The organism is Gilliamella sp. Gris1-4 (assembly GCF_001690335.1).
In the GTDB taxonomy this organism is placed as follows: domain Bacteria; phylum Pseudomonadota; class Gammaproteobacteria; order Enterobacterales; family Orbaceae; genus Gilliamella; species Gilliamella apicola_P.
Genome location: NZ_LZHA01000058.1, coordinates 48373 through 60995, shown reverse-complemented (window position 1 = coordinate 60995; position 12623 = coordinate 48373). Strand labels below are relative to the sequence as shown.

Below are 12623 nucleotides of genomic sequence, written 5' to 3'. Positions count from 1 at the left end.
CCTCTTTATTTTTGCCAATGCTGTACTAAAAACTTTGATCGCCCTGATAATTGATAATATTGATTATAATGCTGGGGTTGTTTTGTATAATAATTTTGGTGATAATCCTCAGCTAGGTAAAAAGCAACCGCAGGCTCGATAGCGACACCTATAGACTTATTAAACTTTTTACTATCTTGTAACGCTTGTTTAGACGATAATGCTAGTTTATGTTGATATTCATTATGATAAAAAATAACAGGACGATAAGAATCACCTCGATCAGCAAATTGCCCTTGTGAATCAGTTGGATCGATTTGTTTCCAAAAAATTTCAAGCAATTTTTTATAACTAATGACTTTTGGGTCAAACGTAATTTGTACCGCTTCAGTATGACCTGTTGTGCCTGAGCAGACTTGTTGATAAGTTGGATTGATTACATTCCCCCCAGTATATCCTGCCGCAACACTAATAACCCCTTCATACTTATCAAAGGGTTTAACCATACACCAAAAACAACCACCAGCAAATGTTGCTTGTTCATATTGTTGCATAATAACCTCCCACTTAATATGTTAAACAATTCTTCTATTTATTGCTTAACTTCGGCATAATCATTAACACTAAAATGCACTGTTTTAAATTAGCATACTACTTGAAAATATTTAAAAAAACACCATACCATTAGCCAACTATTTCAGTTATAGAAGGATTCATTTATGGCAAGTGGATGGGCGTCTGACGATGCCGTTAATCAACAAATCGAAGGCACTATTACTGATGCTATCGAAAACGCAAGAAGACAACTCAATCACGGTACAATTAGTGCTCATTTTTGTATTGAATGTGGAGAGCCTATTACAGAAGCCAGAAGGTCAGCATTGCCTGGCGTACAATCTTGTTTGTCTTGCCAACAAGAAATCGATAAACAATTAGCTAAAACATCAAGTTTATATAATCGTCGTGGTAGCAAAGATAGCCAACTACGTTAGTTTAAAGATACATTGAGCTAAAAGATGGGTGGATTATTACCCACCCTAAGATACAAACAATAGTTATTTTTTACCTTCACGAACAGCGTCATAAGGATAAACAATTAATTTATTATCAAACCATTCAGCACAAAAAATATCTTCTAATTTTTCATAACCTTGTTTTTCAATCTCTTGTTTAACCCAATTTTCATCTTTTTTAAGTTGTTCTAAATTGTCATGGCTAATACCGCCATTTTCAATAATAAGCAAGGCAATATCTTTATCACCTTTTTTGATAACAGTTAACGAACCATTTAGTTCATACCAAACCTCTTTTAACTCATCAAAAGAAGCTATGCCTTGTATATTGACTAAAGTTTCAAAATCCCTTACTGGTAAGTTGGCTTTAACAAAATTATCCGTTATTAAATGCCCATTTTTAACAAGTTGGATTGGTTCACCATCTATGACATCGCGTAAACGTGAGTTTTTAGATTTGATAAATCGAATTAAAACAAGTAGGCCAGCCCAAATAGCCACTAATCCAGCCGATTCCCAAGAAGATACTGTTGGGCTAAGTAAGGCCCCCCCAACTAGCGCACCAATGACCATACTACCGACCTGATCAAGCTGTGACATAGGTGCTATTTGGCTTTTGCCCGATAACTTCACATAAACAAGTAAAATAATTAAAGCTAATAAAAATTTTGGTGCCATTTCTAATAAATACATTTCCTTTCTCCAAGCTAAACAAAATATGTTGAACTACAATTCCAAATGCAGAATCAATAGAAACTTCTGTATCGAAACGGGTAATAATTTATGTAAAAACCGGTATAATTTCTGCTTAATCGATAATCAATGAGTAGCTGTTTTTTACTAAAACAAGGTATGATTATTAATACAATTTATTGATTGTATTTTACTCTAAATTTTAAACAAATTATAAGATTATTGCTTTGATTGCGATAACTAATTTCTATTATGTAGTATTGAAATCGGCGTTTTTATGTTTGCCTTTTACTGTTTAGAACAAAAGAACAAAATTTAAGTCTTGCTAGTTGGGGTGTTTTGTTATTCAATCATTTAAGTAATAAGTATAATACAAAGTTCGTAGCCAGTAGTTTTTTTAAAGAAACGTAAATAGAAGTGATGAGGGTTGTTTTGTAGTTGGGAGATATAGCGTGTTTTTTGATATGAAATATCTTCGGTAGAGTATTGGTTTACAAAAAATACCTGTAGCGTGTATCAGTTTGGTAGAGCTTCAATATTTTTTACGTTTTGAGGTTAATCATTAGCATTAGTTATTAGGTTCGATTTAAAAAATTAGTGAATAGCCTAGACTAAACCCTAAAAGTTGAATCTTATATATTTACTTTTAGAGTTTAGTTTAATATATATTATCGTTGGAACTTAGGATTAAATTTTCTAAAATAAAAAATTTAAAGGCAATCTTTATATTATTCTATTCTTATAAAATTTAATGATTTCTATTTGTCGTCGACGGTTTGCAATTAATTTATAACACATTATTATGCCATTAAAGAATGAGATTAAGCTAGTAACACTAAAAATAACAAGGCTTATTAAAACTGGCGATGTTAATGAAAATAGATCATTTAAATTCATACTGTAACAATAATTTGCATCAACCTTTAAACCTGATATTGTATCGTCATCTTGATAATAAATGTCTTTAACCAATCCAACAACATTAATTATTCCTGCTTTGGCCAATAGAACATCATAATAATGATTTAACTTTAATTCTAATAATGAATCTTGTGTAAGATTGCCATTATTTACATTTTCTAGAGTGCTTATATCTTTATAGCTATAATTAGATAAATCAACTTTTAAGCTTGATTTTTGATGCTGATAATTTGAAACCGTATCCTTTATTTTTACTAATATATCTTTCTTTAATGTTGAAATTAAGCTATCAAGCCTAGATATAAATTTGCTATCAACCACCTCATCATAATTTGGATACTGTTCAGCATTTTTAACTATTTCTTGCCAATTAGAACTATTATAAAATATAGATAATTCTTTTCTAACGTTATGACAATCCAATTCAAAAACGTTGCAAGCTTTATCTAAAGTAGTAACAATTTTTCCTATATTTTTTAGTTTTGTATAAAGGCTTCTGATATTCATGCTATAGACTGATGCTCGTCTATCATATTGTTTATACATTTCATTCAATCTGTCTTGATATTGCTGAACTCTCATAACATCACGATCGATACGAGTATCAATAAAATTATTATCAAACAAGCTTTTCATTTGATCCGCCATTGATGCTACGTGATTATTTTCAATAGGTTGATTGTTGATAAATAATGTATGGCATCCTTTTTCATTGCTCTTTTCATTGACATCACACGATACGCCACTCATTTTTATGTTAACCAAATCACCTTTTTTAATTGGGCTATTTTTTAAGGTTGATTCATCTTCTAGATTCCAAGATGTTATACTTTCATTAACAGTCCGATAAGCCAATAACGCATTATCAATAATACTTGCTTGAAAATAGACAACAATAGATAAAACAATGCCTGTAATAAAGAGGATTAAATTGCATTTAACAAATTTGGGTGGCCCAAATCGTTCAATTTCGTTGTTAATTGAAAGCATATTTTGATAACAAATTAAGTTTTTATCATCTACTGTTACCTCCATGTTAGCTGGAATAGACGATTTATCAGGAAGGAACGGCAACCAATAATGTGGAACGTTTAAAATATAATTTTTACCAACAGTCACTTTTTTGGTATTAGTTTGTTTAGAGGTAATTAAGCCTTTAATACATTTTACTTTATGTAAATCGTATTTAGACTTTGGCTGATACCAATAAAAGAGAATAAAAAGAATAAAACTAAAAATGACTAAAACAAGAATGGCAGAATTAGTCAAATGCCAATACATCAGGAAAGATACTGTCATTGATATCAAAAAAAACGCTGATAATATGCCATTCGTTTTTTTGTTTTTATTTTTTGATTCTAATGGTGTTTCTTCTCGCTCTAACAATTCAACATAGTTATTTTTGTTATCAGTTTCTGATTTTATTTTCGTTGCTTTACCGCTACTTGACTCCTCATCTTCTAAAGTTTCAAGATCAAAAGATTGTTCTTGTAGCCAAGGTTCATCGAGTTCTGAGTATATGCCCCCATTTTGAGACTCTGCAGCAGTTTTTATATCATAACCATTGATTTTAACAACAAATGCGTATCTTTGGGTAAAAACAACTTCAACCTCGTTAAAATCTGAAATATGATGATACATATTATAAGGAAAAAAGAGTTCAATGCCGCCAATCTCATAATAAAAAGATGTTTCTTCAGAATTTGTGTATAAACTATGTCGTACACAATTCCCTACTAACTCTGATACTTCTAAATCAATTAGAGAAGATTGATATTTATAAGGAAACACCAACCATTTATTATCCAAATAAGGTTTTAGAAGCTGAAATTCATCTTCAGTTAATTTTCTTATTGAAATGCGTTCATTAACAATATCATTTAAATTTTGTTTATTTTGATGTCTTTCTGACCTATAGCTAATCCAAGAAAATAAAGCAAGTCCTATCAAAAAAACTTTAAATAACCAATAAAACTCCATCCCTATATTTTCCTTATATTATTGCTAGTAATAAAGTTAACAATATAACTTTTCTTTTATATTTTATATTTTATATTTTATATTTTTTATTATTGTATCTTTGACAAAATTAAGGCGCATAATGCGCCTTTGATTAAATAAGTTATCTATAAATATGTTAATTATAAATATAGCTATTTAACTGTTTTTTCACTACGCGATAAACCAATAATGCCAGAGCGAACAATTTCAACAATGTTGCAAGTTTCGCGTATCGAAGCTAAAAATGAGTCTAGTTTTTCGCTAGTCCCTGATAATTGTACGATGTAATGTGTCGCTGTTACATCTACAATTGATCCTCTAAAAATATCAGCACAACGTTTAACTTCATCACGAGCATCAGATCCTTTTGCAGCGACTTTAACTAGCATAATTTCGCGCTCAACATGAGGTCCTTCGGTTAAATCATGTACGCGGTAAACATTAACTAGCTTATGTAGCTGTTTTTGGATCTGTTCAAGGACGTGTTCGTCACCACTAGTCTGTATTGTCATGCGGTGCATGGTAGGATCTTCAGTCTGCGCAGTGGTGATAGTTTCGATATTAAAACCACGTTGCGAAAACAAGCCGATAATTCGTGACAATGCGCCCGGTTCGTTTTCGGTTAAAATTGATAAGATATAACGCATTAGGTTCTCTCCGTTTTGCTAAGCCACATTTCGTTCATTGCACCACCACGAACTTGCATTGGGTAAACATGTTCAGTAGCATCGGTCATAACATCAACAAAAACTAAGCGGTTTTTAATGGCTAAGGCTTGTTTGAGTTTTGGTTCTAGTTCTTCACGTTTAGTAATTACCATTCCAACATGACCATAGGCTTCGGCAATCTTGGCAAAATCGGGGAGTGATTCCATATAAGAGCTAGAATGCCTGCCTGCATAAATCATATCTTGCCATTGCTTAACCATACCTAAAAAACGATTATTTAAATTTAAAACAAGCACAGGTAAGCCATATTGCAACGCGGTTGATAACTCTTGAATATTCATTTGAATACTGCCATCGCCCGTTACACAAACTACAGTCTTTTTAGGGAACGCTAATTTAACCCCAAGCGCCGCTGGCAATCCAAACCCCATTGTGCCAAGGCCACCCGAGGTAATAAAGTGACGCGGTTTATCAAATGGGTAATAAAGCGCAGTAAACATTTGATGTTGACCAACATCGGTCGTCACAAATGCATCACCTTTGGTTAGTTTATATAACACTTGTATCGCTTCTTGTGGTTTAATGCTTTGCCCTTCATGGTTATAAGCTAAGCAGTGACGTGATCGCCAGTGTTCTATCTGTTTCCACCAATCAATTAATGCGTCAAGATCACGTTCTGTATTTAACTCATCTAACATAGATAGCAACGTTTCAAGAACAACTTTTGCATCACCAACTACAGGAATTGAAGCTGATATAGTCTTTGAAATAGAAGTCGGATCGATATCAACATGAATAATTTTGGCTTTTGGACAAAATTTTTCAACATTATTGGTTGTTCGATCATCAAAACGTGCACCAATTGCAAAAATTACATCGGCATTATGCATGGCCATATTAGCTTCATAAACACCATGCATGCCAATCATACCAAGATAATGTTTATCGGTTCCTGGAAAAGCACTAATACCCATTAACGTTGAAGCGACAGGTAAGTTTAATTTTTCTGCAAGTGTTTTAATTTCGCCACTAGCATCGGCAGCAATAACCCCACCACCAATAAATAACACCGGTTTTTTAGCCGATAACAACGTGGTTAATGCTTTTTTGATCTGTTTTTTATGGCCTTGAATAGTTGGGTTGTAAGATCGCATTAAAACTGATTTTGGATAGTGATAATTGTATTTGTTAGCCGGATTAACAATATCTTTCGGTAGATCGATAACGACTGGACCAGGCCTACCTGTCGATGCAATATAAAATGCTTTTTTAATGGTTTCTGGAATATCTTTACTATCTTTGACTAAAAAGCTATGTTTAACAATCGGACGCGAAATTCCGATCATATCACACTCTTGGAATGCATCATTACCAATTAGGTTACTAGCAACTTGTCCAGACAATATAACCAGTGGAACCGAATCCATGTAAGCTGTTGCAATGCCCGTAATAGTGTTTGTTGCCCCTGGTCCTGATGTAACTAAAACAACACCAACATTTCCTGTTGCTCTGGCGTAACCATCAGCCATATGTACCGCAGCTTGTTCATGACGAACTAATATGTGTTCAATGCCTCCTAACGTGTGAATGGCATCATAAATATCAAGAACACTACCACCGGGATAGCCAAATATCTGTTTTACTCCTTGGTCAATCAAAGATTGAATAACCATCTCTGCGCCTGACAGTTTTGCCATGGTTGTTGCCTCCAATGTAACTGATTAGTCATTTAGTGGTTCATTTTGCATCAACTTATAAATAAAATCAATTAAAGTCAATTGCCTAAGGGATCTATAGAAAAAATAATCTACTAACAAATTTAATTTTTAAAATATTATGAATAATATCTGTAATCTATCTATTTTATTTAAATATTGCTAATTGATTTTATTGTTATTTTTTTATTTTTTATATAAACTCAGAAGATAAGTATTTCTAGCCATAACGGTACTAGGATTCTTCATCACCCAAAGGTACAAATATGAGCAATATTTCTTCTAAACCAACCTCTCTTGCTGACTGGCAATTAGTTAAAGTTACTGGTGAGGATAACCGCACTTTCCTGCAAGGTCAAATAACCAACGATATTAACCGACTTTCAGAACAATCTACGCTTTATGCTGCTCATTGTGACAATAAAGGCAGAATGTGGACTACTTTATTGTTATTTCAACGAGGTAATGATATTTACTATATTGAACGTAAAAGCGTTGTAAAAAAACAGGTTGCCGAACTAGCAAGATACGCTGTTTTTTCTAAAGTAACTATTGAACCAGTCGAAGATTTAAATATGGTCGGCTTGGTTGGAGATGCAATCCCTTCTGAAATAGCAGAAAAATTAAACGATAAAAATTGTTTTACTGAAAATAATATCACCTATATCAAACTACCTTTACCACAAATGCGCGTTATTATGGTAACACCGGATCCTATTTCTGAAGATTTACATCCATGTAGCGACTGGCTAAAACTTGATTTGCAAGCTGGTTACCCTATTATTGACAATGACAATATGGCAATATTATTACCACAAGCTTGTAATTTGCAATCTTATGACGCAATCAGCTTTGAAAAAGGTTGTTACTGTGGTCAAGAAATGGTAGCTAGAGCGCAGTTTCGTGGAGCAAATACTCGTGGGATGTATGTTATAAAGGGCACGAGTGATGTTCTACCTAAAATAGGCAGTACGCTTGAGTATAAACTTGCCGGTGGTTGGCGAGAAGGGGGACTTGTGTTAGCTGTGGCAAAACTAGACGAAAAAGACGGTGTTTGTGTCCAAGTGGTACTTAATAATGGAATTGATTTAAATACGCCATTTAGAGTATATGGAAATGACAATAGCCGAATGACATTTTAATTGTTTTCGACTAATAAGCTGGAATAACACAACGTTTATTCCAGCTGTGGTTGGAATCTCGTTTTAACTTAGTTAGTAAGTTCTTGATTAACTATTTCAACAAAATAGCTTACACCAGTTGTTAACACTTCATCATTAAAGTTAAAAGCTGGATTATGCAAATTAGCCCCTTTACCAGCACCCAACCATACATAAACACCAGGGATTTTTTGTAGCATAAAAGCAAAATCTTCTGAACCCATTGAAGGGAGAGGATCAATAATTAAGTTATCTTGTCCCACAACTTGTTTAGCAGCTGCAATAGCAATCTCAGCTTGTTTAGCGTAATTGATGGTAGCAGGGTAACGGCGTTGATAATCTACTTCCGCCTTGGCTCCAAATGTTGTGGCAATACCTGTTGCTATTTGTTTAATACGATTTTCAGCCATATCTTGTACTTGTGCACTAAATGTCCTAACAGTACCGCGAATAACCGCTTCCTGAGGTAACACATTCCAAGTATCACCACTATGAATTTGTGTTACGCTAACTACCAATGAACTTAAAGGATCAGCATTACGGCTCACAATACTTTGTAATCCATTTACGATTTGCGTAGCTGTCAAAATTGTATCTTTTCCTAGATGAGGCGCAGCGGCATGAGCACCAACACCCGTTATTTTGATCTCAAATACATCATACGATGCCATCATTGGACCATGATTAATATAAAAGTGATTTAACTCCATATTAGGCTGATTATGCATGCCATATACTGCTTCAATCGGAAATCGTTCAAATAAGCCATTTTCAACCATTACTCTGGCTCCTCCTTCGTTTTCTTCAGCCGGTTGAAAAATAAAAACAACAGTACCAGCAAAATCACGGTGTTCACTAAGATATTTAGCCGTTCCTAATAACATAGCAGTATGCCCATCATGACCACACCCATGCATTTTGCCAGAAATGGTTGAGCAATAATTAATATTATTTTCTTCAATAATATCTAATGCATCTATATCAGCTCGCAGAGCAATCCATCGTCCATCACGATTACCTTTAATAATACCAACAACTCCTGTTGGAGCAAAATCAGTATATAACTCGGTAATACCAAAGGATTGTAACTTTTCGATAATAAATTGCGTGGTTTTAACCTCTTCAAAGGCTGTTTCTGGATGGGCGTGAATATGATGACGCCATGCTATCATATCGGTTTTCAATTGATTAATGCTATTAGATATCATAAGTAATTCCTTAGTTACTGAATAACTTGCAGTTCAACAAGCTAGCTAACAATATAACGCAATTTTTACTTTTATAAAAATAACTAATTTTACTATGGATATCAATTTTAGTTATATATTACATCTATTGAAAAAATAATAGCTTTATAAAATTTTAATACTTTCTTGATTAACAATAAATTGATTAAAACACAAGTTTTCCTGAAACTTTTTAACAAAAATAATAAATCACATAACCAGAAATTAATAAGAAAGGACCAAATGGAATAACTTTTGATTTTGGTTTATTGATCACATATCGCAAAAAAAGAAAATATATAATCCCTAATAAGGAAGCAAAAAATAATAACATTGGTAATAATGTATAAGGCAACCAAGCGCCAAGAGCGGCAAGCAATTTAATATCGCCTCCCCCTAATCCCTGTTTTTTAGATACCAAATAAAATAAAGTAGCAGGTATTTTTAATAATAGATATCCCCAAAAGATACCTAGCAAAGCATCGGTTAAAACGATGTTTGCCAAATCAAAATAGGCAAGCATTACACCTGTCCACATTAATGGTTGGGTAAACAAATCTGGCAATAAATAGTATTTAAAATCGATTAAAGCTAAAAGTAAAAAATAACAACCAAGAATCATTAAAATACCGCTTTGATAATTGATGCTTTTATCAATATAGATAAAAGTAAATAAAACAGCGACAAATAATTCAACAATAAGATATTGGCATGAAATATTGGTATCGCAGTAATAACAACGTCGTTTTAATATTAACCAAGAAATAATCGGTATCAATTGCCAAGCTTTCAGCTTACTATGACAATGTGGGCAAGCAGATCGATGAAAACTAATTCGACATAAATATTGGTATGATGTCAGTGTTGGCAAATAACGATAATAAGCAACATAAACAAAGCTACCGATACAAAGACCTAAATAGTTAATAATAAATACTAACATTAGTGAATTACATCGCCCATTTGGAATATCGGTAAATACATAGCCACAATTAAACTGCCAATAATTAAAGACAAAACAAGCATTAATAATGGCTCAAATGCTTGCGACAAATTATCGGTTAAGGTTTGATTTTGTTCTTGATAATAAGTTGCTAATTTATCGAGCATTAAATCTAGTGTGCCTGACTCCTCTCCCACATGAATTAACTGTGAACATAAATTAGGAAAATATCGTTGCCCATGCAATACATGGCTAAATGAAAGCCCTTGCTCAATACCTACAATAATTTGCGAAATACTATCACGATAAAGAAAATAATTAGTAGTATTAGCCGCCGCAGTTAAACCAGTCAATAATGGTATACCTGCTTTTTGAGTGATTCCAATTGTTTGGAAAATCTGAGTTAAGCAAGTGGTTTGAATAATTTTTCCAATAAAGGGAAATTTTATTACTATCATTTCGATTTTACGTCGATAACGCACTTTTAAATAGCGCTGATAACAAAAATAACTAATAAAAAATACGATACACCAAATTAACCAGCTTTGTTGCAAATAACTCGAAAAATCAATAAAACCTTGTGTAAAAGCTGGTAGTTCAGCATCGAAATTTTGATAAATATCTGAAAATTTTGGTAAAACAAATAATAACATCACCAAACTTGCCATCATTGCAATCAATAATAAAAACAACGGATAACGCATTGCTTTTTTTATACTTTTTTGTAGTTTGATTGATTTTTCAAGCAATAATGCTAACTGCTCAAAGCTTTCATCAAGCTGTCCTGTCAGTTCGCCTGTTGCAATAATTTCACAATACAGGGCAGAAAATACCGAAGAATGTTGGCGTAATACTTGAGATAAAAATTCGCCTTTAGCTATTTGTTGTTTAATATCAAGTAACAAATATTGCCAATGCGGTTTAGCTTGTTCTTGAGCAAGCAATTGTAATGTATCAATAATAGATAATCCCGCCTTTAGCATGGTAGCTAATTGTTTGGTAATCATCAGCAGATCTGTACGATTAAAACTGTGTGGGGTGATAATTTTACCGGCTTTAATCTTAATGGCTATTTTACCTTGCAACAATAGCTGCCTTTTAATAGCCTGTGATGATTCGGCAATAATTTTGTGTTGATTAAAATCAACATCATACCAATAATAGAGCCGTTTCACGCTGTATCACCCAAGACTCGATTTAATTCAGCTAATGTTGTCACGCCCTGCCTCACTAATTTTTGTCCTGCTATTTTTAGCGAAGTCATATTTGAAGGTAAAATAGTTTGATTGGCTAATATTTGTTGTTGAATATCGGGCGTGATAACTAAAAACTCGTATAACCCAATTCGTCCTTTATAACCGCCAATACAATTTGGGCATCCTGAAGCTAAATAATGCGGTTCGTATTCATTGCCCAGCTTAACTAAATCACTCGCCACAACTTTGCAGTGTGAGCACAATTTTCGAACTAACCGCTGAGCAATAATTAATTTTAAACTTGATGACAATAGATAATTTTCTATCCCCATTTGCTTTAATCGTGTTATTGCCTCGACACTTGAATTAGTGTGCAATGTAGATAGCACCAAATGCCCTGTTTGCGCAGCTTGAATGGCAATTTCGGCGGTTTCACGATCGCGAATTTCGCCGATCATCATTACATCAGGATCTTGCCGTAGTAAAGCACGCAATACAATAGCAAATGTTAAGCCAGCCTTGAGATTAATCGCAGTTTGATTAATACCCTCTAGGGGAATTTCAATGGGATCTTCAACGCTACAAATATTACGTTCGGTTTTATTTAACCGCTTTAATCCACTATATAGTGTTACCGTTTTACCGCTACCTGTTGGCCCTGTAACTAAGATCAAACCTTGTGGATAGTTTAAAATTTGCTTGAATGTTAACAGATCTGCATCCGTTAACCCTAAATCATTAATGGTTAATTCAGATTCATGGTTATCCATTACTCTTAAAACAATTTTTTCGCCATTCATCACAGGCAAAGTGGAAATACGCATGGTATAACGATCAATCCCAAGTTGACCATCTTGAGGTAATCGATGTTCAGCTATATTAAGTTGAGACATGATTTTTAATCTTGCTGTTATCTGTTTAGCTAATGCAAGAGGCGGTGATAACATATCATGTAAAACACCATCAATACGCATGCGTATACGGTAACTATGTTGATAAGGTTCAAAATGAATATCCGAAGCTCGATTATTCAATGCTTCAAGTAACAATTTATCGATACTTTCAATTAACTGTTCTTCTTGCATAAAGGCGGTTCCTTATCCGTCAA

At 33.5% G+C, this 12623-nt stretch carries 11 protein-coding genes; 2 read left to right on the top strand and 9 right to left on the bottom strand.

The window, feature by feature from the left end; all coding sequences use genetic code 11:
* Window positions 1-5: 5 nt before the first annotated feature.
* Window positions 6-536, bottom strand: coding sequence for a peptide-methionine (S)-S-oxide reductase MsrA (gene msrA / locus A9G31_RS07810; RefSeq protein WP_141671414.1), 531 nt, complete (start codon window positions 534-536; stop codon window positions 6-8).
* A 162-nt stretch (window positions 537-698) separates the two neighbouring features.
* On the opposite strand from msrA, the gene A9G31_RS07805 reads away from it, so the two are divergent.
* Entirely contained in the window at window positions 699-971 is a 273-nt protein-coding gene (locus A9G31_RS07805; RefSeq protein WP_065561166.1) for a DksA/TraR family C4-type zinc finger protein, read from the top strand.
* Between the two features lie 63 nt (window positions 972-1034).
* Here the strand turns inward: A9G31_RS07805 and A9G31_RS07800 are convergent, their stop codons facing one another.
* The 4 genes from A9G31_RS07800 to ilvI all read right to left on the bottom strand — a co-directional run bounded on the left by A9G31_RS07800 (window position 1035) and on the right by ilvI (window position 6972).
* Window positions 1035-1685, bottom strand: coding sequence for a DUF421 domain-containing protein (locus tag A9G31_RS07800; protein ID WP_065561165.1), 651 nt, complete (start codon window positions 1683-1685; stop codon window positions 1035-1037).
* A gap of 723 nt (window positions 1686-2408) precedes the next feature.
* Window positions 2409-4586 carry an IgaA/UmoB family intracellular growth attenuator gene (locus tag A9G31_RS07795; RefSeq protein ID WP_065561164.1) on the bottom strand — a complete coding sequence of 726 codons (2178 nt, stop codon included), beginning with the start codon at window positions 4584-4586 and terminating at the stop codon, window positions 2409-2411.
* A 173-nt stretch (window positions 4587-4759) separates the two neighbouring features.
* Window positions 4760-5254: an acetolactate synthase small subunit gene (gene ilvN / locus A9G31_RS07790; RefSeq protein ID WP_065561163.1), complete on the bottom strand. Its 495-nt coding sequence runs from the start codon at window positions 5252-5254 to the stop codon at window positions 4760-4762.
* Window positions 5254-6972 (bottom strand): acetolactate synthase 3 large subunit, encoded by a 1719-nt coding sequence (gene ilvI / locus A9G31_RS07785; protein WP_065561162.1) that lies wholly within the window; start codon window positions 6970-6972, stop codon window positions 5254-5256. Before ilvI ends, ilvN begins: the two co-directional genes overlap by 1 nt.
* Window positions 6973-7256: 284 nt before the next feature.
* Between ilvI and ygfZ the strand changes: the two genes are divergently transcribed.
* Window positions 7257-8132, top strand: coding sequence for a tRNA-modifying protein YgfZ (gene ygfZ, locus A9G31_RS07780; RefSeq protein ID WP_065561161.1), 876 nt, complete (start codon window positions 7257-7259; stop codon window positions 8130-8132).
* A 68-nt stretch (window positions 8133-8200) separates the two neighbouring features.
* On the opposite strand, the gene A9G31_RS07775 is transcribed toward ygfZ, so the two are convergent.
* The 4 genes from A9G31_RS07775 to A9G31_RS07760 form a co-directional block, all read right to left on the bottom strand.
* A complete protein-coding gene (locus A9G31_RS07775) occupies window positions 8201-9358 on the bottom strand; it encodes a M20 aminoacylase family protein (RefSeq protein WP_065561160.1) in 1158 nt (385 codons plus the stop codon).
* Window positions 9359-9569: 211 nt separating this feature from the next.
* Window positions 9570-10319 carry a prepilin peptidase gene (locus A9G31_RS07770; protein ID WP_065561159.1) on the bottom strand — a complete coding sequence of 250 codons (750 nt, stop codon included), beginning with the start codon at window positions 10317-10319 and terminating at the stop codon, window positions 9570-9572.
* Window positions 10319-11494, bottom strand: coding sequence for a protein transport protein HofC (gene hofC / locus A9G31_RS07765; protein ID WP_065561158.1), 1176 nt, complete (start codon window positions 11492-11494; stop codon window positions 10319-10321). Before hofC ends, A9G31_RS07770 begins: the two co-directional genes overlap by 1 nt.
* Window positions 11491-12600: an ATPase, T2SS/T4P/T4SS family gene (locus tag A9G31_RS07760; protein ID WP_065561157.1), complete on the bottom strand. Its 1110-nt coding sequence runs from the start codon at window positions 12598-12600 to the stop codon at window positions 11491-11493. The genes hofC and A9G31_RS07760 overlap by 4 nt, the downstream gene beginning before the upstream one ends.
* Between the last annotated feature and the right edge of the window lie 23 nt (window positions 12601-12623).

What these genes read in the sequence shown, in the direction of transcription:
- A9G31_RS07805 (WP_065561166.1), top strand. Translation starts at nt 699, where the DNA reads ATGGCAAGTGGATGGGCGTCTGACGATGCCGTTAATCAACAAATCGAA.
- A9G31_RS07800 (WP_065561165.1), bottom strand. Translation starts at nt 1,685, where the DNA reads ATGTATTTATTAGAAATGGCACCAAAATTTTTATTAGCTTTAATTATT.
- A9G31_RS07795 (WP_065561164.1), bottom strand. Translation starts at nt 4,586, where the DNA reads ATGGAGTTTTATTGGTTATTTAAAGTTTTTTTGATAGGACTTGCTTTA.
- ilvN (WP_065561163.1), bottom strand. Translation starts at nt 5,254, where the DNA reads ATGCGTTATATCTTATCAATTTTAACCGAAAACGAACCGGGCGCATTG.
- ilvI (WP_065561162.1), bottom strand. Translation starts at nt 6,972, where the DNA reads ATGGCAAAACTGTCAGGCGCAGAGATGGTTATTCAATCTTTGATTGAC.
- ygfZ (WP_065561161.1), top strand. Translation starts at nt 7,257, where the DNA reads ATGAGCAATATTTCTTCTAAACCAACCTCTCTTGCTGACTGGCAATTA.
- A9G31_RS07775 (WP_065561160.1), bottom strand. Translation starts at nt 9,358, where the DNA reads ATGATATCTAATAGCATTAATCAATTGAAAACCGATATGATAGCATGG.
- A9G31_RS07770 (WP_065561159.1), bottom strand. Translation starts at nt 10,319, where the DNA reads ATGTTAGTATTTATTATTAACTATTTAGGTCTTTGTATCGGTAGCTTT.
- A9G31_RS07760 (WP_065561157.1), bottom strand. Translation starts at nt 12,600, where the DNA reads ATGCAAGAAGAACAGTTAATTGAAAGTATCGATAAATTGTTACTTGAA.